The 23,938-nt window shown below is 43.0% G+C and carries 22 protein-coding genes; 11 read left to right on the forward strand and 11 right to left on the reverse strand.

Going from position 1 to position 23,938, the window contains the following annotated elements; all coding sequences use genetic code 11:
- The first annotated feature begins 115 nt into the window (after positions 1 to 115).
- Both GFB48_RS04025 and GFB48_RS17745 read left to right on the forward strand, forming a co-directional pair.
- Positions 116 to 571 carry a hypothetical protein gene (locus GFB48_RS04025; protein WP_163931487.1) on the forward strand — a complete coding sequence of 152 codons (456 nt, stop codon included), beginning with the start codon at positions 116 to 118 and terminating at the stop codon, positions 569 to 571.
- 250 nt (positions 572 to 821) lie between these two features.
- Positions 822 to 1,052, forward strand: a complete 231-nt coding sequence (locus tag GFB48_RS17745; RefSeq protein ID WP_256377982.1) for a DUF5808 domain-containing protein — start codon at positions 822 to 824, stop codon at positions 1,050 to 1,052.
- A gap of 381 nt (positions 1,053 to 1,433) precedes the next feature.
- On the opposite strand, the gene GFB48_RS04030 is transcribed toward GFB48_RS17745, so the two are convergent.
- From GFB48_RS04030 to GFB48_RS04040, 3 genes are all read right to left on the reverse strand, one after another.
- A complete protein-coding gene (locus tag GFB48_RS04030; protein ID WP_205597676.1) occupies positions 1,434 to 2,513 on the reverse strand; it encodes a prolyl oligopeptidase family serine peptidase in 1,080 nt (359 codons plus the stop codon).
- Between the two features lie 235 nt (positions 2,514 to 2,748).
- Positions 2,749 to 2,964: a hypothetical protein gene (locus tag GFB48_RS04035; protein ID WP_205597677.1), complete on the reverse strand. Its 216-nt coding sequence runs from the start codon at positions 2,962 to 2,964 to the stop codon at positions 2,749 to 2,751.
- 200 nt (positions 2,965 to 3,164) lie between these two features.
- Positions 3,165 to 6,059 (reverse strand): alpha/beta hydrolase, encoded by a 2,895-nt coding sequence (locus GFB48_RS04040; protein ID WP_163931493.1) that lies wholly within the window; start codon positions 6,057 to 6,059, stop codon positions 3,165 to 3,167.
- Positions 6,060 to 6,311: 252 nt separating this feature from the next.
- Here GFB48_RS04040 and GFB48_RS04045 point away from each other — a divergent pair, with 252 nt between their 5' ends.
- The 7 genes from GFB48_RS04045 to ggt all read left to right on the forward strand — a co-directional run bounded on the left by GFB48_RS04045 (position 6,312) and on the right by ggt (position 15,140).
- On the forward strand, positions 6,312 to 6,962 hold the full coding sequence (locus tag GFB48_RS04045; RefSeq protein WP_240464823.1) for a GntR family transcriptional regulator: 651 nt from the start codon (positions 6,312 to 6,314) through the stop codon (positions 6,960 to 6,962).
- A gap of 35 nt (positions 6,963 to 6,997) precedes the next feature.
- Positions 6,998 to 7,876, forward strand: coding sequence for a methylisocitrate lyase (prpB, locus tag GFB48_RS04050; protein WP_163931948.1), 879 nt, complete (start codon positions 6,998 to 7,000; stop codon positions 7,874 to 7,876).
- A 17-nt stretch (positions 7,877 to 7,893) separates the two neighbouring features.
- The gene (prpC, locus tag GFB48_RS04055; RefSeq protein WP_163931499.1) at positions 7,894 to 9,018 is read left to right on the forward strand and encodes a 2-methylcitrate synthase; all 1,125 of its coding nucleotides are present in this window, start codon (positions 7,894 to 7,896) and stop codon (positions 9,016 to 9,018) included.
- A gap of 75 nt (positions 9,019 to 9,093) precedes the next feature.
- On the forward strand, positions 9,094 to 11,709 hold the full coding sequence (gene acnD / locus GFB48_RS04060; protein ID WP_163931502.1) for a Fe/S-dependent 2-methylisocitrate dehydratase AcnD: 2,616 nt from the start codon (positions 9,094 to 9,096) through the stop codon (positions 11,707 to 11,709).
- On the forward strand, positions 11,702 to 12,865 hold the full coding sequence (prpF, locus tag GFB48_RS04065; protein ID WP_163931505.1) for a 2-methylaconitate cis-trans isomerase PrpF: 1,164 nt from the start codon (positions 11,702 to 11,704) through the stop codon (positions 12,863 to 12,865). The genes acnD and prpF overlap by 8 nt, the downstream gene beginning before the upstream one ends.
- Before the next feature lie 191 nt (positions 12,866 to 13,056).
- On the forward strand, positions 13,057 to 13,257 hold the full coding sequence (locus GFB48_RS04070) for a hypothetical protein (RefSeq protein ID WP_163931484.1): 201 nt from the start codon (positions 13,057 to 13,059) through the stop codon (positions 13,255 to 13,257).
- 188 nt (positions 13,258 to 13,445) lie between these two features.
- Positions 13,446 to 15,140, forward strand: a complete 1,695-nt coding sequence (gene ggt / locus GFB48_RS04075) for a gamma-glutamyltransferase (RefSeq protein WP_163931951.1) — start codon at positions 13,446 to 13,448, stop codon at positions 15,138 to 15,140.
- A 43-nt stretch (positions 15,141 to 15,183) separates the two neighbouring features.
- Here ggt and GFB48_RS04080 read toward each other — a convergent pair whose 3' ends face one another.
- Positions 15,184 to 15,720: a hemerythrin domain-containing protein gene (locus GFB48_RS04080; protein WP_163931508.1), complete on the reverse strand. Its 537-nt coding sequence runs from the start codon at positions 15,718 to 15,720 to the stop codon at positions 15,184 to 15,186.
- Between the two features lie 324 nt (positions 15,721 to 16,044).
- Between GFB48_RS04080 and GFB48_RS04085 the strand changes: the two genes are divergently transcribed.
- Positions 16,045 to 16,896: a YeiH family protein gene (locus GFB48_RS04085; protein ID WP_163931511.1), complete on the forward strand. Its 852-nt coding sequence runs from the start codon at positions 16,045 to 16,047 to the stop codon at positions 16,894 to 16,896.
- 252 nt (positions 16,897 to 17,148) lie between these two features.
- Here the strand turns inward: GFB48_RS04085 and GFB48_RS04090 are convergent, their stop codons facing one another.
- The 4 genes from GFB48_RS04090 to GFB48_RS04105 form a co-directional block, all read right to left on the reverse strand.
- A complete protein-coding gene (locus tag GFB48_RS04090; RefSeq protein WP_368669040.1) occupies positions 17,149 to 17,547 on the reverse strand; it encodes a YccF domain-containing protein in 399 nt (132 codons plus the stop codon).
- A gap of 121 nt (positions 17,548 to 17,668) precedes the next feature.
- Positions 17,669 to 18,934: an amidohydrolase family protein gene (locus tag GFB48_RS04095; RefSeq protein WP_205597678.1), complete on the reverse strand. Its 1,266-nt coding sequence runs from the start codon at positions 18,932 to 18,934 to the stop codon at positions 17,669 to 17,671.
- Between the two features lie 85 nt (positions 18,935 to 19,019).
- Positions 19,020 to 20,051, reverse strand: coding sequence for a dihydroorotase (gene pyrC / locus GFB48_RS04100; protein WP_163931517.1), 1,032 nt, complete (start codon positions 20,049 to 20,051; stop codon positions 19,020 to 19,022).
- A gap of 87 nt (positions 20,052 to 20,138) precedes the next feature.
- Positions 20,139 to 20,738: an NAD(P)H-dependent oxidoreductase gene (locus GFB48_RS04105; protein WP_163931520.1), complete on the reverse strand. Its 600-nt coding sequence runs from the start codon at positions 20,736 to 20,738 to the stop codon at positions 20,139 to 20,141.
- Positions 20,739 to 20,855: 117 nt separating this feature from the next.
- On the opposite strand from GFB48_RS04105, the gene GFB48_RS04110 reads away from it, so the two are divergent.
- Complete coding sequence (locus GFB48_RS04110) at positions 20,856 to 21,425, forward strand: DoxX family protein (RefSeq protein WP_163931523.1); 570 nt, start codon at positions 20,856 to 20,858, stop codon at positions 21,423 to 21,425.
- A gap of 26 nt (positions 21,426 to 21,451) precedes the next feature.
- On the opposite strand, the gene GFB48_RS04115 is transcribed toward GFB48_RS04110, so the two are convergent.
- From GFB48_RS04115 to GFB48_RS04125, 3 genes are read right to left on the reverse strand one after another with little or no spacing between them, the layout of a single operon-like run.
- The gene (locus tag GFB48_RS04115) at positions 21,452 to 22,027 is read right to left on the reverse strand and encodes a fumarylacetoacetate hydrolase family protein (RefSeq protein ID WP_240464824.1); all 576 of its coding nucleotides are present in this window, start codon (positions 22,025 to 22,027) and stop codon (positions 21,452 to 21,454) included.
- Positions 22,028 to 22,086: 59 nt separating this feature from the next.
- A complete protein-coding gene (locus tag GFB48_RS04120; RefSeq protein ID WP_163931528.1) occupies positions 22,087 to 23,172 on the reverse strand; it encodes a ketoacyl-ACP synthase III in 1,086 nt (361 codons plus the stop codon).
- 14 nt (positions 23,173 to 23,186) lie between these two features.
- Positions 23,187 to 23,858, reverse strand: a complete 672-nt coding sequence (locus GFB48_RS04125) for a GntR family transcriptional regulator (protein ID WP_163931531.1) — start codon at positions 23,856 to 23,858, stop codon at positions 23,187 to 23,189.
- Between the last annotated feature and the right edge of the window lie 80 nt (positions 23,859 to 23,938).

Genomic DNA, 23,938 nt, shown 5'->3' on the forward strand with positions numbered 1-23,938 from the left:
CAAGTAAACGCTCTAACAAGCGCAGGCACATGGACAAAATTTCCGCTGCGCTCCAATTTTTCCTGTGCTGCGAGCGTAAGGAAAGTCTTATTATTTATAAGGGTAGGGAATCTTAATGGAGCTTAAGAACCAACAGCATAGTCATTTATTGAAAGAAAGCGCTTTTGAGGGCTCAATCTTAAAAGCTTTCTATGTGCTATTTCTATTCATTATGTCTGGTTTGGTTTATTTTTTTGGATTCTTTAAATATGAATTTGAGGAAGTAACTGAATCGTTACTGCAGCAAAAGTCTTCTGAAGTATTCATCTGTGATAGGAAAATTGACAAAGACACGTTCTTTGTGGCTTTTGAACAAAGGACAAAGTTTAAGACTTCAGGTAGTCATCCAACTAGCGCTTATCAGGCAAGGTTAGAAACTAATTCAGAAGAGTTTATATTCTATTTACATCAAGATTCACGCAAAACTGAACTATTCTGGGTGTATCAACATGATAATAATTACCAGAGTTCAGCACATTATTATATTAAATCTAAAGCCCTTGCAGCTTTGGCAGAAGCTTTCTGCAGCTAAAGGTCACCCCCCTCCAGTTTATTTTCCCTTCGAATGAGATAGGTCTGTTGAGCCTAAAAAGCAGCGTACCTCTTTACGGAAATTTAACTAGTTTTATAGAGAAAAATTTAAACCTTTCTCTGAAATAAATTTATACTTTATTTCAACAGTTTAAAATGACATATTATTTGTAAGTTAAATTTTGTGCGGAAGTTTATCGAGCTTCCGCTTAATAAGCTGTTAAGTTTCCGTGTGACAAGGAGGAAATAGAGTGGAGCAAGCAGAAATAAATCAATGCGAATGGGGGAATCCTGAAAACTGGAGTGGCCCAAAATGGTTGGGTGTTTATTTTAGTAAGAAAGATTCCCGTATCTGGGTGCCCAAGCCAGTTGCATACACTGGGTGGACATTAAATTTAGCGCATTCCTCCGGCGTAGCCTGTTTATTTACTATGTTCGGGTTAGCGCTACTGGCAGCGGTTGCTGCTGGAAGGTATTTTTGAGGCGTTATACGCACCAGCATTGTTGCTAACCCCTAGTCGTAAGGAATACACGCTTGACTAAAAAAGAAAGAGAAAAAGCATGATTAGTAAAAAAGCTACTAGATGCTATTGAGAATAGAAATTTAGCTGTATTTGCTGGGGCAGGATTGTCTATACCTGCAGGGTACGTAAATTGGAAGCAGTTATTGCAGCCCATCGCTGACGAGTTCACTGCTGTAGGACAAATTTTCCGCTGCGCTCAAAATTTGCCACAGTGCAAGGCCTTACCTTTCAAACCGTAAATTACTTTTGCTCATAAATTAGCTGGTCACTTTGTTCAAAGAATCAAAGGCCGTGCTGCTTTGAGGAAGAACACGGCGAATAACAATTTATCAGTGATTATTACTCAACCACCAGCTGTTGTCTTTCCACGAGAAAATCAAAGGTTAATTCGAATAACCCTTTGCCATCGACTTGAGCGTGCCAGGCACCATGGCCGTAACCTTCTAGAGTTGCCAGTGTACTATGCACCCCTAAGTCGTTATAGATGTCTTGCAGTTCAAGGGCCTCTGCATAAGGAGTGACAGGGTCCTCGGCAGTACCGTGGGCCATAAACAGTTCAGGATCGTTACTGTCATAACGGTTGATGCCATAAACCCCTTCAAAGACATCCAATTTGATGTTTGAACCCCAAAAATACACCATAGAGTTCACTTTGTAGCTTTGATCTGTATTGGCTGTTGCTAGGGTAGGGTCGTCATTAATCGATATTTCATCTCTAAAATCTTCAAGTTCAGAAATACCTAAGGCGATGGTAGTAATCGAGCCTGCTGAGGCACCACCTACGGTGATGTAATCGGTATTGATATTGTAATCAGTGCTATTGGCCACTAGCCAACGCAGGGCGGCTTTGGCATCTCGTTGGGCGGTGTACATGGCCGTGGCTTGCATCACTTCATCTGCACTTTGGGCAGCCTGTAAAGCATGTTCAATCCACTCGGTAGGCGCAATACCTTGATAGTAGTTGAGTAATTGCTCTGGGCTCATGCCTTGAATCACACCTAAATCTTCTGCCGTTCGGTAATCAATGGAGGCAAACACCCAGCCTCTTGCAGCAAAATAATTGCCCATTTCAACAATTTCAGGCTTGGTTTTAGTGCCACCTTTAAAGCCACCACCATGGATAAACATAAAGAGTGGCCGATTAGTACTGTCATTGTTAGGGTAATACACATCAAGCAACTGCGGCATCGCAACAGGGCTGGTGCTGCTGGTGTTATGGGTTAAGCCTTCGGCATAGGTAATGTCATATTGGGTTAGTACTGAGTAAGTCGAGTCGGCCTTAATGACAGGAATGCCGTTGTCTGTCACTGGTGGAACTGGAGTGGGTGTTGTATCGGTTTGCTGTTCTTGTTCACCGCAGCCAAGGGTGAATAATGAAAACCCAAGAATGAGGGCTGCCGTTAAAGTATTGTTTTTCATGGAGGATGTTCTTCTTATTTTACTGCAAGGTCGTAACAAATAAAACGACTTACTTTTGAATTGGTTGACTAAGGAGACCAATTTTATTTACATGTTAGACGCTAATGATTACCAGATACGCTTTATAGAAAATAGTCTTTTTAGGGACAATGTAATTTTTATCTAAAAATAATTGCGCTATCTTGGTTTATATCATAATAAATTACGCGATTGATTACCCAGTTAAGGGACAGGATCACCTACAATGTCTTTGAATGTAGCTTTCTAAGGAATGCTTTAGCTTTTGGCTTGATAAAGATATCTCTTTGTTGAAACTATCAATAGGGATCACTAATTCATCATCTTCTGCAAGGAAGATGACGGCATTTACTGATTCAATACACAAGCAGCTATGGCCATTAATTTCAGACATGGTATTGGCTAATGCAAGAATATCTTTAGTCAAAAGCATCTTAGCCTCTCCAAGATTAGAAAATATACCCTCTATTTCAAACATAGCAGAGGCTAGCTTGCTAGCAATGTAAAGGTGTCAGGTAGGAGCAGTATTACCTTGTGGTGATATCTGCTCCGTTAAAATTAATGCCATTAGTTACAAAAACTGGCATTATTTTTATTACCTTAGGTGATGTTATTTTCTATAACTAACACTGACTATTGCTGTATGTTGTATGCAGGGTCGTGTTCTTCCATTATTGAGCTTGCAATGGCCTTAAGGTTTGTTTGATAGCCGCTGTCATAAGGATAACTTTCAAGATCAACCCCATATATAGCGTTTAACCATATTAATTCTGATAAATCTTTAATCATATTACCTGCATGGCCTTTGCTATCTACAAACAATGAGGTTTCTTCTGGGCCTGTTAACGCAGTTATATCCGGTAAGTCACCTGTTTCAAACAAGGTTCGTAGCTCGAAGGCCGCCTGACCGTATGGTATAGAAAAAATATCGACATCAGGATAAAGCGCGCGCAATGAATCAATAAAAGGAAGCCATTCACCCTCATAGTCCCAAACGTTGGCATAACTATCTGCATCGGCATAGTCTGCTGGAAAGTCAGGCCAGGGTAGACCGATAAAGAACTTGGTATTGGGGTTTTTCGATAATGCATAATCAAACCATAGTTGGTAGCCTTCAGTTGTTGGGTAGCTGCCTTCGTACGTCATGCCGAACAGCTCAATATTACCAGTGTCGAGCACTGCTTGAATATTGCTGCGATGTTCTTCATCTTGCCACAATGCCATTGGCGCTCCAGTCTCTCCTCCTGAAAACTCAACGACTTGAGTATGCCCCAGAATACCCGCGTTACTGGCGTGGAAGGGCAGTTGCTCAGCAATAGGGCGAAAGAAACTGTGCCCCATTAGCATAGTGTTAAAGCCTTGAGCAGTTTCTGGTACAAAAGGATGGGGAGGAGTTGTGGCTAAAACAGTGTTTAAGAAATTATCTACTCTGTCATTAACAGGGTTATTTCTATTGGTTTCAACATGGTCCCCAGTTGGTGATAGGTCGAACAGGTGGGGACTATTGATTTGGTTATCAATTGCTTTACGAAGATCATCATACATCCACGCACAATTACTTAAACCAGCGGCTTGGGCTTGAGCTATTGTGGAATTACCGCCGCCACAGGCAGGATCAAGCTCGCCGATAATGAACATGCTTGGCACTTCGGTTAAACCATTGTTGATTTTTGCTTCTGGGTAAATACCGAGACCTTCATAGTCAAAACCTATTTTTGCCATGCCATCATTACGAAGATCACCGCCATTAAATACATAGGGCTCTTGACCGACTAGTGCATCGAACATGTCAAATACTCGAGGTGGAACAAAAGTCCAAGAGTCAGCAATGATACCAGTTAATGCTACACCTTCTTCTAAATAGGCCTGAGCCATATTAAAAACACCAATTGAGCCGGCACTGGTTCCGTGGGCAAATACATGGCTAGTAGGGAAGTGGTTAACTGTATAATCCACAGCTGCCATGTTTGCTTGTAAACCATTAACTTGGCCTCCATTAGGGTTATTCAAGTAAGGCGCGCCCCTACCGGAATACAAATCATGGTCACATAGAGAGCCAAATACGATTCGGTAGCCCTCCTGAATTCGTCTGGTTAGGGTGGAGCGCACAATCGTGCCATCAACCGAGTGGGTATTAGCAACTAAATGCAGATCAATAAAATCGTCGAAGGTTTCTTCATGATTCCAGGTATGCTTGGTTAGGTTTTTGACTGCTTGGTAATAACCATCCTCTTCAAACCAACCATAACCGCCGCCATGTAAATAGATCCATAACGGCGCTTGTGCTCCAGGATTGTTGGCGGGTTCCATGACCATAAAGGTATAGTTACCTGATAGACCGCAACTATAAGCCTGGTTTCTGTAAAAATTAAGTTCAAAAGAGTCGTTATTGAAATTTAGTACTCTAGACTCAACAAGTGCAATTTGTTCTGTAGTTCGATCAACAACTAAATCTTGGGGTTCAGATGGGTCTAAAGATGCAACGAACTCGGCAAAGTAATGCATAATTTCACCGTCATTCGTCCAATTATGTTTTTCATCTTTGAAATCGCCCCACATATCCACATAACGGACAATATTGTCATCGATTCCTAATTCTTGGTACTTAACAATCACAGGATCAACATAGACAGGGTTGTGGTTATCATCATCGTCAAAATCTGGCCCATAGACCAAATAGGTCATAGGGCTATTAACGGTAACGTCATTGACAGGATCCCAAGTGTCTATGTTTTCCCATGCAGGCTCAGGCAAAGCGTTGTACATATAAATCCCTTGAATGGAAGGGTGATTACTGTGGGCAAGTCGCCAGCTAACAATCGAACCTCGGGAACGTCCACCAATCACAATATGATTGGGATCTAAGTTATAGGCAGCCGCATTGGCTCTGATCCAATCAAAAGCAAGTTGAGCGTCGGCAGCCCCAATAGTTACCTGTTCAGGAGTACCAATGTTTTCAAACGATTCCCAACTCACAGCTGCATAACCGGATTGAGCAATAGTATCTAGCTGCTTTTCAGACATATCATTAGCAGTAGAGCCATTACTGTGAGCAAATAAATAGATAGGGGCAGGCTTACTTTGATCATAGGGCATATGAATGTTAAGCCACTGTCTATTAGGGTCATCTGCGCCATAGACGATGCCAGTGTAATCCCACTGCTCGTTAAGTTCGGTTGCAGGGGAAGTAATAACGACTTCTACACTTGCTGAAGTTTCGCCGCCCGTACCTGAACAAGAAAGGCTATAGATTTTAGAACCAGACTCTGCTGCAGCAATTTGCTCATTACCTGATGAGCTTTTACTGCCATTCCAATCTCCCGAAGCGGTACATGAATCTGCATCACTTGCGGACCAGCTAAGAGTAAATTCTGAATTAGCTGTGCTCACAGATGTTGAAGCTGTGAAAGAGATGACTGGTGCGACAGTGTTACTGGTGGGCGCTGAGGGGGTGTTATTTCCACAAGCCGCTAATAAGAAAGTTATGGTTAATGATGCAAAGCATTGTTGTTTGCTGCGTCCCTTCATTGAAATACCTTTTGAAATACATACGCCTTAATACCTATTGAAACGCAAGACACATGCTTTGGTTGACAGGGATTTAGAAATTAAATTAGTTAATCGATTTAAAGTCTTTGAAAGATGATTGTTCAGCTACTTGATTGATGATTGTCGACAATGAATTCATTTTAAGGTTGTTATTTGCTCAAAAGTTGATAAATTGTCGACAATGTTTAATTTTTGTTATCGATAATTATGATTAAAGGTGACACGTCTTCCATGGCTGAACTCTGCTTTGTTTCTTTGCGAGACGCCATCGTAGAGGGCAAAGTAAAGCAGGGCAGTAAGCTCAGTGAGACTAAAATTGCTGAGCAGTATCAAGTCTCGAGAGCGGTAGTGCGCGATGCCATTGCTAAATTGGAAGTGTGCCGTTTGGTCGAACGTAAACCTAACATTGGCGCAAAAGTGATCAGTTTAAATGAGGCTTCTTTGAACGAGCTTTATCAAGTACGCAGTGCCTTAGAAGCTTTAGCGGCTCGATTAGCGGCAAATAATATGACCAAGCAGCAGCGCCAGCAATTAATCTCATTACTTGATTCACAGAAGTCGGTTGTTCGTTCTAATAATTATTACCAAGAAGCGGGTGATGTGGACTTTCATTATCATATTATCACTGGTAGTAATAACCAATCACTGGTCGACCTGTTATTAGGCAGTATTTATTACTTAGTTCGTATGTATCGAGTGCAATTGGGCATGACAGGACCAAGGGTTTCCAATGCCTATTTTGAACACCAGCAAATTGCCATGGCCATTGAGCGTCAAGATGGCGAACTGGCAGAAATGCTGATGCGTAGACACATTCAATATTCGATGCAAACCATCATAGATAAGTTTGCTGCTAATTCTATTAGCCAACTTCAGCTTTAGCGCTAATACAAGTATCCAAAATTTAAGGAAAAATGATGACTCCAGGTAAGAAGTTTCGTGAAGCATTAAAGGCCAATAGCCCATTAAAAGTGGTGGGTACCATTAATGCCTACAGCGCCATTATGGCGAAAAAGATTGGTCACCAAGCCATATATTTGTCAGGTGGTGGGGTTGCCAATGCCTCTTACGGTTTACCTGATTTGGGTATGACTAGCTTGAATGACGTTATTGCGGATGTGCAGCGTATTACCAGTGCCTGTGACTTACCATTAATGGTGGACATTGATACTGGTTGGGGTGGCGCGTTTAACATTGCTAAAACCATTAAAGATATGGAAAAAGCCGGTGCTGCAGCAGTACACATTGAAGATCAGGTTGCGCAAAAGCGTTGTGGCCATCGCCCCAATAAAGAAATTGTTTCAACGGCGGAAATGGTTGACCGCATTACTGCGGCAGTGGATGCCAGAACGGACAGTGATTTTTTCATTATGGCCCGTACCGATGCTTTTTCTAACGAGGGTTTAGCGGCGGCGATCAGCCGTGCTCAAGCTTATGTGGCGGCCGGTGCCGATGGTATTTTTGCCGAAGCCATTCAAACCAAACAAGATTACCAAGAGTTTTGCAGCGCGCTAGATGTGCCTGTTTTAGCAAACATCACCGAGTTTGGTAAGACCGAACTGCATAACTGTAAAGATTTAGCCCAGTGGGGAGTAGCTATGGTGCTGTACCCACTCAGTGCGTTCCGTGCCATGAATAAAGCGGCGGAGCTGGTGTATCGCTCGATTTTAGAAAATGGCGATCAAAAGGCCGTCATTGACACCATGCAAACCCGTATGGAGCTATACGATTACCTGGGCTACCACGAATACGAACAAAAGCTAGATGCACTGTTTGCTGCTGGCAAAAACAAATAAAAACAAAGGGATTAACAATGGTTGATAAAAAACTCGGTGGCGCAGGCTTACGTGGCCAAAGCGCAGGTGAAACCAAACTATGTACCGTAGGAAAATCAGGCTCTGGCCTGACTTACTGTGGCTATGATGTGTCAGATCTTGCTGACAACGCAACATTTGAAGAAGTGGCCTACTTACTGTTTAATGGTGAACTGCCAAACGCACAGCAACTGAGCGAGTATAAGCAAACACTAAATAGTCTGCGTGATTTACCACAACCACTAAAAGAAGTACTTAAGCTTATTCCTAAAGATGCCCACCCGATGGATGTGATGCGCACCGGTTGTTCATTCCTAGGGAACCTTGAGCCAGAGAATCATTTTGATGACCAACAACTGGCTGCTAACCGTTTACTGGCAGCGTTTCCTGCGATCATGTGTTACTGGTACCGTTACAGCCATGAAGGGCTAGAGATTGACTGCATTAGCGATGAGGATTCCATCGCCGGTCATTTCCTATTTATGCTAACGGGTAACGTGCCTTCAGAGCTGCACCGTAAGGTAATGGACGTATCGTTAATTCTGTACGCCGAGCACGAGTTTAATGCCTCTACCTTTACCGCGCGTGTGTGTGCCTCAACCCTATCTGACATGTTCTCTTGTATTACCGGTGCTATTGGTTCGTTACGTGGGCCGCTGCACGGTGGTGCCAACGAAGCCGCCATGGATATGATCCAAAAGTTTACCTCGCCAGAAGATGCCAAAACCCAAATGGCAGGCATGTTAGAGCGTAAAGAGAAGATCATGGGCTTTGGCCATGCCATTTACCGTGAGTCGGATCCGCGCAATGTGATCATTAAAAAGTGGTCGAAATTATTGTCTGAAGAGTTTGGCGATTCATCACTGTACGACATTTCAGTGGCTTGTGAGCAATACATGTGGGACACCAAAAAGCTGTTCTGTAATGCTGACTTCTTCCATGCATCGGCTTATCACTTTATGGGCATTCCAACTAAGTTGTTCACGCCAATTTTCGTGTGTTCACGCTTAACGGGCTGGTCTGCACATGTGATGGAGCAACGCAGCAACAACCGTATTATCCGTCCAAGTGCCGATTACATTGGCAGTGAGCCCCGTAAGGTTCAGCCAATCGAGAATCGTTAAACATCAGCTTTGATATAGGGGCAGCATAGGCTGCCTATAATCGTTTTAAGGAAGTATCAAAAGGTTGTGAAAGTTATGGATAATCAACAATTTTTAAAAACACTGCCAAACTCGGGTAAGCAATACTTTGATGTTGCTGCGGCAGTGGATTCTATTGAAGCGGGCGCCTTTGCCAAAATGCCCTATAGCCTGCGTGTATTTGCCGAGAACCTAGTCCGTAAAGCACCAAAAGATGAATTACAGGTTTGCCTGCAACAGCTTATTGGTCAAAAAACCGAGCGCGATTTTCCATGGTTTCCAGCCCGCGTGGTATGTCACGATATCCTTGGGCAGACCGCGTTAGTTGATCTTGCCGGCCTACGTGATGCCATTGCTGCCGAAGGAGGCGATCCATCTAAAGTAAACCCAGTAGTCCCTACCCAGCTTATTGTGGATCATTCTTTAGCGGTTGAACACGGCGGTGATGAAGCCGATGCCTTTGATAAAAACCGTGCCATTGAAGAGCGCCGTAATAAAGACAGATTTGATTTTATTAACTGGTGTAAAACCGCCTTTGATAACGTGGATGTGATCCCACCGGGCAATGGTATTTTGCATCAAATTAACCTTGAGAAAATGTCGCCGGTAGTACAGCTGCAAAATGATATTGCCTTTGCTGATACCTTAGTAGGTACGGATTCCCATACACCAATGGTGGATGCCCTGGGGGTGATCTCCATTGGTGTTGGTGGCCTAGAAGCAGAAAGCGTGATGCTGGGGCGTGCCAGTTATATGCGCGTACCAGAAATTATTGGTGTTGAAGTAGTAGGTAAAGCCAAGCCGGGTATTACTGCGACTGACATTGTGCTGCAGTTAACCGAATACCTGCGTAATCAAAAAGTAGTCGGCAGTTATATAGAGTTCTTTGGTGAAGGGGTAGCCAACCTAACACTGGGCGACCGTGCCACTATTTCTAACATGACACCAGAATACGGCGCGACTGCTGCCATGTTCTCTATTGATAGCAATACTTTGGATTACCTTGCATTGACCGGTCGCGCGCCTGAGCAAATTAAACTGGTGGAAGAATACGCCAAAGCCAATGGTTTATGGTCTGATACCTTAACGCAAGTGAACTACCAACGTACATTAAAGTTTGATTTATCGATAGTTGAGCGCAATCTTGCTGGCCCTTCAACACCGCATAACCGTTTACCTGTCAAGGACTTAGTAAAACGAGGTATCGCTAAGGAGCAAGCTGAAATAGGTGATGGCATGCCAGATGGGGCGGTGATCATTGCGGCTATTACCAGCTGTACCAATACTTCAAACCCTCGCAATATGATCGCGGCGGGTTTATTCGCACGGCATGCGGTGGCCAAAGGTTTAATCAAAAAAGATTGGGTGAAAACCTCTTTAGCGCCAGGTTCTAAGGCGGTAGAACATTATCTGAAACAGGCTAACTTACTAGAGCCGCTTGAAAAACTCGGCTTTGGTATTGTTGCCTTTGCTTGTACATCCTGTAACGGTATGAGCGGCGCCATTAAGCCAGAGATCAAACAAGAGATCGAAGCCAAAGATCTGTACACCACTGCAGTATTATCGGGTAACCGTAACTTTGATGGCCGCATTCACCCCCATGCTTCCCAAGCGTTTTTAGCCTCGCCGCCACTGGTGATCGCCTATGCCTTAGCCGGCTCGATTCGTATTGATATTGAGTCGCAGCCATTGGGGCTTGATAAAGACGGTAAACCTGTATACCTAAAAGAGTTATGGCCAGCGGATGCCGAGATTGATGCCATTATTAAATCCAGTGTGCTGCCGGAACACTTTAACAAGGTGTACCAACCCATGTTTGATATCAAGGTAGATTACGGCAATAGCGATTCTAACCTCTACAACTGGCGCGAGATGAGTACTTATATTCGGCGCCCGCCATATTGGCAAGGTGCGCTTGCCAATAGACCTGCACTAAAAGGTATGCGCCCATTGGCAATATTGGGTGACAACATTACTACGGATCACTTATCGCCATCGAACGCCATTCAAGCTCACTCTGCTGCAGGTGAATACCTGGCCAAAATGGGCTTACCAGAAGAAGACTTTAACAGTTATGCCACCCACAGGGGCGATCACTTAACGGCCCAACGTGCCACTTTTGCCAACCCTAAATTAATCAATGAAATGGTTAGGGATGAGTTCGGTGATATGGTGCAAGGTTCGCTTACCATGATTCAGCCTGAGGCAATAAAAGCACGGATGTGGGAAGCCATTGAAACCTACATGCAGCGCAAACAACCGTTAATTGTGGTGGCCGGTAAAGACTATGGCCAGGGCTCGAGCCGCGACTGGGCCGCCAAAGGTGTGCGCCTTGCGGGTGTCGAAGTGGTGTTGGCCGAAGGCTTTGAGCGCATTCACCGTACCAACCTTATTGGTATGGGGGTATTGCCGCTAGAGTTTATTAATGATGACCGATTATCTCTAGGGTTAAACGGCACCGAGACCTACAGCGTTGAAGGTGAAGTCTCCCCTGGTGCTATTTTACAGGTAAACATTACTAGAGCTGACGGCACCACAGTAACCATTGATGCCAAGTGTCGTGTTGATACCTTTGAAGAAGCTGATACCTACTGTGCAGGCGGTGTACTGCAACGTTTTGCCAAGGAGTTTTTGGCTAATAATACTGACAATTTGGAGGTTACTGATGGCTAATATTGTCAGCACATTAAAGGTAAAGGCCACCTATATGCGCGGCGGCACCAGCAAAGGGGTATTTTTCAATATTGATGATTTACCCCATCAAGCCGCGGTAGCAGGGGCGTACCGTGATAACTTTTTATTACGTGTAGTAGGCAGTCCAGACAGCTATGGTAAACATACCGATGGCATGGGCGGCGCCACATCAAGCACATCCAAAGCGGTATTGGTAGCCAAGTCGGCATCGCCCGAGCACGATGTTGATTACTACTTTGGCCAAGTTGCTATTGATAAAGCCTTTGTCGATTGGACTGGTAACTGCGGCAACTTAACCGCTGCAGTCGGCGCGTTTGCAATTCATGAGGGCTTAGTGGCAGATGTGCCTGAAAATGGCATCGCTACCGTGCGTATTTGGCAGCGTAATATTGATAAAACCTTGGTGGTGCATGTGCCTATGCAAAACGGCGAGGTGCTCGAGCAGGGGGATTACACCATTGCGGGGGTGGATCATTGCTACGCCCGCATTAATGTCGATTTTATCGATCCTGCTGAAGGTGCAGTGCTACCGACGGCTAACCTAACTGACACCATTGAGGTTGAAGGTGTAGGCAGCCTTGAAGTCAGCTTAATTAACGCTGGTATTGCTACCGTATTCTTTAATGCCCAATGCCTTGGCTTAACGGCGACCGAACTGCAAGATGCGGTGAATAATAATCCTCAGCTATTAACCAAACTGGAAGCCATTCGCGCTGCTGGGGCGGTTAAAATGGGCTTGATTAATGATGTAAGTGAGGCGGCAACCCGCGCACACACCCCTAAGGTGGCATGGGTGTCATCACCGTGTGATTACACCGCATCTAGTGGTGAAACCATTAAAGGCAACAGCATTAATTTAAATGTGCGTGCAATGTCTATGGGTAAACTGCACCACGCCATGATGGGCACCTGTGCGGTAGCCATTGCCTCTGCCGCGTCCATTAAAGGGACTTTAGTTGAACAGGCCTGTGCTGCCAACCAAACCGAGTTCACCTTTGGTCACCCCTCAGGCACCATGGTGCTGGATGCAGCATCTCAATGCATTGAGGGTACTTGGCAGGTGCAACGGGTCACCATGGGCCGCTCCGCTAGGGTGCTTATGGAAGGGCGGGTGCATTGTCCGGCGGATATTTAGCTTAGATCCTAATAAAGCAGGAAATCCTGCTTTATTTTGCTTTATGAAAAATCATAAACCCATTGCAGGTTAATATTTGTTCGTAAGAATTGATGCTTACAAGAATTGCAACTGGTTGAAACTTGAGCGATATTGGTAGGGTATTTATATTATTTATGGGTTGTTTAATTTTAGTTGAATAAGGAGAATTCATGGGTGTTATTGAACTTATGGTGTTTTTACTCTTGTGGTTAATGCCATTAGTGCTTATCGGGCGATCAAAAAAAACGCAAGGGGTTGAGAAAGTAGGTTGGATGCTTGCAATGGTGTTTGTTTCTTGGTTTGCTTGGGTACTGTATATGTTTGTTGCACCTATATATATTCCCAAATCCGAAACAAGCTCTTCTAATTAATCGCATTAGCTCTTTAGGCGCATTTTTAAGGGCTGCAGTTTCCCTTAAGCCCTTGCAACTTTTTCAATAGCCACAGAATAGCTAACATCCAATAGCGATATATAGACGTAACCCACTATTACAATAATTACACGGACGTGCTCATGAAGTCACCTAATACCCACATTACAAAATCGTTATCCAAAACAATGACCGCCGCTGTCATTGGTGCCAGTCTACTTACCTCAATGCTACCTACCTATGCGGCTGACCGAATTACCGGCCATCACTTTGCGACCCGTTCTGAGGTGATTGCTCAACATGGCATGGCGGCCACCTCGCAGCCTTTGGCCACACAAGTAGCGCTGGATATTTTAAAGCAGGGTGGCAGCGCAGTAGATGCGGCCATTGCCGCCAATGCCATGTTAGGGCTGGTGGAGCCTACCGGTTGTGGCATTGGTGGCGACTTATACGCCATTGTGTGGGATGCCAAAACGCAACAGCTGCATGGATTAAATGCCTCAGGGCGCTCGCCGGCATCGTTAACTAAAGAATATTTTACCAAACAGGGAATGGATAAGATCCCTGCCTATGGGCCATTACCTGTATCGGTTCCCGGCGCGGTAGATGGTTGGTTTGAGCTGCATAATAAATTTGGCAAGTTGCCAATGGAAAAGCTGTTAAACCCTGCCATTGAATATGCCGAGAATGGCTTTGGGGTGACTGAGCTTATTAGCTATTACATGAATAAAAGCGTTAATGTCCGTGGCCAGTATCCTAACTTTATCGATACTTTTATGCCAAATGGACAAATGCCACAAAAAGGTGAAATATTTAAAAACCCTGATTTAGCCAATACTTACCGAAAAATTGCCCAAGGTGGCCGGGATGCGTTTTATAAAGGCGAGATGGCACAAACCATGGCCAAGTATATGCAAGACAACGGCGGCTTTTTAACGGTAGAGGACTTAGCTAATCATAGCTCGGATTGGGTCGAACCTGTTTCAAGCAATTACCGTGGTTATGATGTATGGGAACTGCCACCGAATGGCCAAGGTATTGCCGCACTGCAAATTCTGAATGTGATGGAACAATTTGATGTTGCAGACATGGACCGCGACAGCAGCGAGTACATTCATTTATTTGTTGAGGCGAAAAAGCTGGCATTCGAAGACAGGGCTAAGTTTTACGCCGATATGGACTTTAATAATATCCCTGTCGCCGGACTAATTTCTAAGGAGTATGCAAAACAGCGTACTAAATTAATTGATTTTCGAAAGGCCGCCAAAAGCTATGAAGCGGGCAACCCTGCATTAAACGAAGGGGACACCATCTACCTAACCACGGCCGATAAAGACGGTAATATGGTGTCATTGATCCAAAGTAATTACCGCGGCATGGGTTCAGGCATGACACCTACCGGCTTGGGCTTTGTTCTGCAAAATCGTGGTGAACTGTTTACCCTTGAAGATAATCACTTTAATAGTTACCAGCCCAATAAGCGCCCATTCCATACCATTATTCCAGCGTTTGTGACTAAAGACGGTAAACCATGGCTGAGCTTTGGGGTAATGGGCGGCGCAACACAGCCGCAAATGCATGCCCAAATCGTTATGAACCTGATTGATTTTAATATGAATCTGCAAGAAGCCGGCGATGCGCCTCGTATTTTACACACCGGCTCATCGCAGCCGACCGGCGAAAAGATGACGACAGGTGGTGTTGTCAGCCTAGAAAATGGTTTCTCCGCTAAAACTAGACGTGATCTGGTACAAATGGGCCATAAGTTGCAACAGGCATCAGGACCCTACGGCGGTTATCAAGCCATCATGTATGACAGTAAAAATAAGGTTTACTTAGGTGCATCAGAAAGCCGTAAGGACGGCCAAGCAGCGGGTTATTAAGGTGCTAGTGTGCCCTGATAATAGGGCACAATATTTGGTTGAATTAAGCTACTTGCGCCAAATGTTTTCTTAAGTCATTAAATTCATTATCTTGATTAACAGTAAAAAGCGGATCTGTTTTCATTAGTGTTAAGCTTTGCTGTTTCGCTCGTTGCCAATCGTTATCGCTAAAGTGCTTTTTGAGTAAAGGAAAAATATGTTCTTCTTCATTTTTAAGATGTTGTAATTGTGAAGTAATAAATGCTTCTAATTGTTGAACGAGCACTTTTCTCTCAACGATTATATCAGCCATGATTTGCTTTAATGTCACCAATAGTTGTTGGGTTTGAGTTGCAAGTTTTTTATGTTGTTCAGCCAAAATATTGATTTCAGGAAAAGGATTTTTATCTAAATATAGTTGATAAAGTATGTCTTCCATGGGGTGGTGGCAGTGGTCACTATATGTATGCAAATATTCAATCGCATCAAGAATAACCCATAGTTTTACAGGTTCTTCTGCGGCTATCTTATCCAACTTGGTTGCAATTAAGTCCAACAATGTACGCATATTACGGTGGTCTAGATGTAAACGTTCTAACATGACTCCCTCCTTAATGCTTGGCTAACTTAAGTATAAGTATTGTAACTAGGAGCTGCTAGTGAAAGCTGGCTGTGATAAGTGCTTTATTGATTTGGAATAAGTTTGTGGTAAATATATCCAATGGAATGAACGTTAACCTGCTAAAGCGTCATATTTATCTGAACCTCAAAGCTTAAGTACTTTTGGGGTTACTGTTAAAGTTGCGACAAACATATTAAAATAGCGTCATGTTTCCCGACTGGCAATCTTGTGCACTATATTAAGACTTATCCCATATTTTTTATCGCTATTGTATTGTGTTTAACCCCTTTGATTACAGCCCCAATGGCACTGGTGTTAGGTATTGCTCTGGCGAGTTTTAATCAGATCCCTACTGACATTAATATTGGCAAATATACTAAGACATTACTGAGCTACTCTATTGTTGGCTTAGGCTTTGGTATTTCTGTAGAGCAAGCTATTACAGCCACCAGCGATAATTTTATGTTGATCGCGGGCTTTATTGTGATCTCGCTGGTGTTAGGGGTTGCTCTAGCACGGTTATTTGCCATTAATACCGAGCAGGGCTATTTAATAAGCGTGGGTAATGCCATATGTGGTGGTAGCGCCATTGCCGCGGTTGCGCCAGCGATGCGGGCTAAAGAAGATAATATTGCCATTGCCCTTGGGGTAGTGTTTGCCCTTAATTCGGTGGCTTTGTTTATCTTCCCGTTTATCGGCCACTTATTAGAATTAGACCAGGTCACCTTTGGCAAATGGGCAGCAATAGCAATCCATGATACTTCTTCTGTGGTGGCCGCAGGTGCCAGCTATGGTGAGCAAGCGCTATTAACGGCAACCACATTAAAACTCACCCGAGCATTGTGGATTGTGCCTTTGGTGCTGGTTAGCGCATTGATTTTCAATCGCCATGGCAACAATAAAGTCAGCATTCCTAGCTTTATTCTGCTGTTTATCCTAGCCATTATTGCAGCTGAGTATTTAACGGCGTTAAAGCCAGTTTTTGATGGGGTATTCTTAGTGGCCAAACAAACCTTAGTGGTGTGTTTACTGCTAATTGGTACCAGCCTTAGTTGGGGCAAACTCAAACAGGCCGGCCCTAGACCATTATTGTTTGGCACTACTTTGTGGTTGCTGATCTCTGTGACTTCTTTACTTTGGTTGTTGTATTTCTAATTTGGTGACCCAGTAATAACACCACTGCAAACGCCAATAAATGCACCACAGATTCTGCTAAGCCCTCTAGGTAGAAGCTGAGTCCCACCAGCTTTGCCAGCAAAATAATGAAAAATAGTTTTACCACTTAGTTATTCCATAAAGTTACTTTTAACCTTATTTTCTATGCTTTTTGTTATAAGTGTTAGTTCAAAAACTTATAACAAATAAAAAAGCCAGTTAAGAAACTGGCTTAATAATTTGAACAGTAAATTAACCTAAGGTCTTAATGTCTTTGCCAATGGGGGCAATCGCTAGTTTCGCTAACCGAATATGGGCCAGGGCAAAAGGAAGACCGATGACAGTAATGGCATAGCAAAAAGCATGAAATATATGTGCGATGAATAACCAAAACCCAGCGAAGATAAACCAAAGTACATTACCTAAGAAGCCTAAGGGACCGGTACCGATATCCCCGCGGCCATATAATAATTCCCTGGATTCACTGGTATGGCCAAAAGGCAGTAAAGCCTGATGTGCAATAGTAAAACATGCTCGGCCCCATGGAATGAAAATAATACTAATAAAGCATAATAAGCCGATAATCGCCCATGTAAACGCCATGACTAAACCACCGAATATCAACCAGATAATATTTGCAATTAATGCCATTAAAACAATCCGTTAATAATAGAAAACTTTATTTTGGCATAACCATGACGATTTAAATAGAGTAAAAGTGACATCAATATCTAAATATCAAAAGCTCAGGGTTGGCCTGAGCTTGAGAACGCTATCGAGACTCTTGCTTGTAAACTTTGCCATCGACCATAACAAAGTTAACTTTTTCTATGCGGCTAATGTCTTGTAGAGGATCACCCTCTAGGGCAATAATGTCAGCTAAAAAACCAGATTTAACTTGACCTAAATTATCCTGTTTCAACAATTGGGCTGAATTAATGGTTGCTGCTTGAATCGCTTGCAATGGCGTCATGCCAAATTTAACCATTCGACTAAATTGTTTAGGGTTATCGCCGTGGGGATAGATGGCGGCATCTGAACCAAACACCATTTTAACTCCGGCATTTACGGCACGATTGAAACTTAGACGTTGTGCTTCAGACACTTGTTTTTCTTTATCGATATTTTCTTTGGGGACGCCATTGGCAATACCAAATGCAAGGGTATATTCGGTATTATAAATATCACAGGAGAAAAATGTTCCGTTGGCGACAGCCAGCTGCAAAATTTCGTCATCAACAAACGAACAATGTTCAATTGAGTCAACCCCAGCTTTTATCGCAGCTTTCATCCCAGCAGCTCCATGGGCGTGGGCAGCAACGGGGAGGCCACGGAGTTTTCCCTCTGCGACGATGGCTTGCATTTCTTCGAAGGCTAATTGTTGTGCACCGACTTTGGTGCCCTTAGAAAATACGCCACCGGTAGCACACATCTTCAAAGAATTAGCACCGTATTTAATATTTTCACGAGCTTTGGCCCTTAATTCCCAAGGGCCATTGCCTACACCAGCGGCTTCTATATCAAGTTCAGGCGCATTAAAATTATCATCGCAATGGCCTCCGGTGATCCCTAGGGCATAACCAGAAGCCCAGATCCTTGGGCCTACAATAGTGCCGGCATAAATAGCATCTCTCAAACCAATTACACTGTAACCGCTGGCGCCAAGATCACGTACCGTGGTAAAGCCTGCGGCTAGGGTTTTTTGGGCGTTGGCTAGCGCAATGACCGTTTGCCTAGGAATGGAATAAGCCTTAGAAGCAAAAAAGTTATCCTCAGCGTTGCTTGATAGATGCACATGCATATCCATCAATCCTGGCAAAATAGTCTTAGTCGATAAATCAATGTATTGATCTGCTTGTGTAGCCGTAATAGAGGGGGTTGTGGTGACGGCTTCGATGATATTATCTTTAATCACAATACTGTGATCATGTAAGTAGTGGCCAGAGGTAACATCAAGAATTTTACCCGTTTTTATTAGGGTTGTTTGGGCAGAAGCAAAAGGTGCCAATAAAGCAAAATACAGTAGGGATTTTTTCATTATAAACTTAGGCATATTTATTATTAGGAACGAATTTTATCGTAAACAGTTTCTTAATATGCCTAAGTTTTCAAGGTAATGAAAGTTATTTCACTTTCCAGCTAACGGTCTGACCAGCATGGAAAGGTACAATAGGACGACCATTGGGTAAAATTATTTGTTCTGGTAATTGCCAGCTTTCTTTAACTAAAGTGATCTTTTGGCTATTACGCTCTAGACCATAAAAATCAGCACCATAGTGGGAAGCAAAACCTTCTAATTTATCAAGAGCACCAATTTCATCGAATATTTGCGCATACAGCTCAATGGCCCCCCAAGCAGAATAACAACCCGCACAACCACAGGCTGACTCTTTAGCCGATTTCTCATGGGGTGCAGAATCTGTACCTAAGAAAAATTTACTAGAGCCGGTTTTTACCGCTTGTTGTAGTGCCTGTTGATGGATATTTCTTTTTAAAACGGGCAGACAGAAGTTATGGGGGCGAACGCCGCCGACTAACAAATCATTTCTGTTTAATAACAAATGCTGGGGGGTGATAGTCGCCGCAATATTGGCTGGTGCAGCCATGACAAATTCAGCCGCGTCTTTAGTAGTGATATGTTCAAACACAATTTTTAAAGTAGGAAAATCTTTTACTACTTTTGACATATAACGATCAATAAAGACTTTTTCGCGGTCGAAAATATCGATATGTGACTCAGTGACTTCACCATGGACCAGTAATAACAGACCAACGTCTGCCATGGTTGCAAAAATAGGATAGAGTGCCTCAAGCGCTTTAACGGCGGCATCTGAGTTAGTTGTGGCGCCAGCAGGGTACAGCTTAGCAGCAACAACACCGGCAGCTTTAGCATCAATAATATCTTGCTTAGTGGTGTCATTGGTAAGGTAAATGGTCATTAATGGTTCAAAATCATTACCTTGGGGACGCGCTGCTAAAATACGTTGACGATACTGACTGGCAAGCTCAGCATTGGTTACCGGTGGCACCAAATTTGGCATAATAATACCACGCTTAAAAATTCGAGCTGTGGCAGGTACCGTTTCTCCAAGCATATCAGAGTCACGTAAGTGTAAGTGCCAGTCATCAGGTGCGGTAATGGTGATTTCGGTCATTATTGTTATCCTAGTTCTGATTTTGCGCTATTTTGCCTGAACTAGAGCGTTTCTGACAGCCCAAATCAATATTTTTGTTTTAGCTGGTCAAAATTTGACGGCATCGATAGTGCTTTGATAAGTGGCGATTAACTGCTGCTCATCTTTACCGAAGTTTTCTGGAGCGTTAATACCATCAAATAAAATAATTTCAGTATTGAGTCCAATAAACTCAAAGCTTTGGGAAACGGCTTCGAAAGCGGTAGCGGGACCACTGGGTAACATTGCTTTGGGAGAACCACTGGTGGCTACAATATAGACTTTTTTGTTTTTAAATTCTTCTCTTAGCAGTGCGTTGGGGCCTTGCTCGTTGTAAGAAAAGGTGATGCCGTTAACAATAATCTTATTTAAAAAAGCCACCATAACCGGGGAGGCATGATAATTGATTAGGGATGTGGCACAGATGATGATATCTGAATCTTTGAGCACATCGATATAATCTTGAGCATCACTCCAAAAATCCCCCATGTTATTACTATTAAGAATTTCACCTTCTAATTCGTCGTTCAGATCAATTTCGATGATCTGCTCTACACTGTGTCCTTGACTTTCTTTATCATTGACGAGTTTTTCAATGAGTACTTCGGCAAAAGCAGCACTATTCCCAGTCATCGATGCATTTAAAAAAGCCACATTGATCTTAGCCATTTTGTCCTCTAAGCATTTATTTAATGATATTTATAAATGTAGACCAGTGAAAAAATTAAACAAAGTTAGAATTAAAATGTAGAATATTAAGGATGTAATGGAATAACGGTTATTAAAATGATCCCAATTGAACAACAAATTGAAAGGTCAACACGGTCGCTCAGTGGATTAGGCCCACTGTTAATGCGCCTTTATCTTGCGCCGATTATGATCCAAGCAGGATGGAATAAGATCAGTAACTATGATTCAACAATCGCTTGGTTTGCCGAGGGCTTAGAAATCCCATTTGCAGAAGTTTTAGGACCAATAGCAATGGCAACAGAGTTTCTAGGTGGCATTTTGCTCCTTTTGGGGCTAGCAATCAGACTGATCACTCCACCTCTAATGATAACAATGTTAGTCGCAGCGGTTACGGTTCATTGGCAAAATGGATGGTTAGCCATTGCTGATGCCAGTTCTTGGTTGGCTAATGAACAGGTTCTGCAAGCCGCGGAAAAACTCGATAAAGCAAAATATCTTTTACAAGAACATGGTAATTATTCATGGCTCACAAGCTCAGGTAACTTTGTGGTGTTAAATAATGGTATAGAGTTTGCCATTACTTATTTTGTCATGCTGCTGAGCTTGTTTTTTACAGGTGGTGGGCGTTACTTCAGCATCGACCATTATCGTTTTTTAAAGCGCTAACCATGGAGGACTATGTCCTCCATTTGTTATTGTGATATCCAGCTATGACGAAGCAATGGCTTGTCATGTTGCTTAAGTTCAACCGTGTATTGTTTACCAATCTCAACTTCACCAACTCCTGCAGGAGTGCCAGTCATAATAATGTCGCCATCTTCTAGGGTCATAAAAGTTTTGATTTCAGAAACTATTTGTGACGGAGTTAGCATCATCATATGGCTGTGACCCTGCTGTTTTACAACATTATCGACAGTAAGGGTAAAACTAAAATCACTAAGGCTTGAAATTTCCACAAAGTCAGTAAAAAGAGCACTGCCATTGAAAGCTTTAGCACGCTCCCAAGGAAGTCCTTTCGATTTTAAACTCGCTTGTGTCTGTCTTAAGGTCAGATCTAATCCTAAGCCAGCTTGGGTAATTTCACCGTCTGATATTTTAAAACAAAGTTCTGTTTCATAATGGCATGCTTCTCCATTAAATTGACTGATTAAAGTGTCAGCAGCCGAACTCATGGGTTTACAAAATATCACCGTTTGTTCGGGCACTAAATTGTTCAGTTCTTTAATGTGCTCAAGGTAGTTACGGCCAATACAGATTATTTTAGGCATTTGCATTTCCCCAAAAAAAAGGCCAAGTGATACTTGGCCTTATAATCATTAATGTCAGCTTAAGCTTGCTCTTTTTCAGCCTTACTTAAAAAGTACTTAACTGATTTTTCAATGATTTCCAGAGCGGTCTTATCACAAGCTGGTAACTCTTCATCACACTCATTAATTGGCGTCACACGCTCGCCCCATTTAATCATCATTGCAGCAGAAGTTAATCCAGCACCAAAGGCACAAGTAAGAATGTTCTGGCCAGGCTTGATACGACCTTGCTCAAGGGCATCACATAATGCAATCGGCACGGTGGCTGCTGAGGTATTGCCGTAGTTTTCAATATTTTTGAATGCTTTTTCAGCTGGGATCTTCATCTTACTGATTAGGGTATCAATAATACGCACATTGGCTTGGTGTGGAATAACAATGTCAATGTCATCACTGGTCATATCCAGTTTAGTAAGCACCTTTTGTGAAAGGCCACCCATACCAGCAATCGCTCTTTTGAAGATCTCTCGGCCATCAAACTGTAAGAAGAAATCAAGAGACTCTGCATCTAAGCGATCCATTTGAGTACCGAAAGTGGTTTTCAGGATTTCACGACCTTCTGGATCATTATTAAGCTCATAAGCTTTTACCCCTACGTCTTGTTCAGTTGCTTCAACCACAACCGCACCAGCACCATCACCGAATAAAACTGCAGTATCGCGTCGTGACCAATCTAGGTAGAACGCAAGGCGTTCTGCACCAATTACCAGAATACGTTTATACTGGCCTGAGCGAATTTGCGCGGTGGCTAAACCCAGACCGTACAAAAAGCCAGAGCAGGCGGCATTAATGTCTAAAGCGGCACATTCTGCACCAATTTCAGCTTGAACTGTTGCGGCAATGTTAGGCACTAAAGTGTCTGGAGTGGCGGTGCCTAAAATAATCATGTCGATATCAGAACCTTTTAAGCCAGCACAGGCTAGGGCACGTTTGGCTGCTAGGGTAGCTAACGCAGATGTATCAACATGGGAAATATAACGTTGTTTAATACCAGTACGAGAGTATATCCACTCGTCATTAGTATCCATGAATGTGGCGAGGTCATGGTTGGTTAATGCGGCAGGCGGTAGGCATTTACCCCAACCAGTGATCATTGCATTTGGCATATTACTTCTCATTGTTAATTTTGCTGATCTCGCATCAATTTAATGATGGAATCTGCAGCATGTAAAATATGATTCTTTAAAAATTGTTTTGCTTCGGGGATATTTTTATCCTTACAAAGCTTGAATAATTCTCTGTGCTCTAACTCTGCTTGGGGCACGCCACCGGCTAACCCAAGTTGCAGTCGTATGTAACGATCACAACTGGTATTTAAGCCTTGAACCACCTCTAAAGTATAAGGCTGTTTTGCTGGTCTATACAAACAGGTGTGAAATTGAGTATTAAGTTCACTCCAAGTTGCGATGTCTTCACCTTCTTTAAAGGATTTTTCTAATCTCTCTAAACTAAGTTCAGCATCCGCGATATGTTCTTCACTAAAATAAGGTATGGCCTTTTCTAGTAAATCCGGTTCAATCATTGCTCTGAGGTTGAACAGCTCAGTAACTTGACCGATTGAAAGTAGAGATGTCGTCGCACCTTTATGAGCTTCGAAATCAACTAAACCTTCTGCTTCTAGTTGAACTAATGCCTCACGGATTGGAATACGACTTACATTTAATGCTTCAGCTAATGCTGATTGTCGTAAAGGCGTGCCAGCTGCAATCTCACCTGACAAAATTTGTTCGCGTAAAATGCTGGTAACCTGCTCCGTGCGGGTTTTATATACAATCGCTTTAGAAACATCCATAAAAGTATTACCAATAATTTTTAGCGGTATAGATTAGCCTTTATTTAATGATATTTAAAGGGTGAAACTGCGCTTACCAG

The sequence above is a fragment of the Paraferrimonas sp. SM1919 genome (genome assembly GCF_010993985.1).
Classification (GTDB): Bacteria; Pseudomonadota; Gammaproteobacteria; order Enterobacterales; family Shewanellaceae; genus SM1919.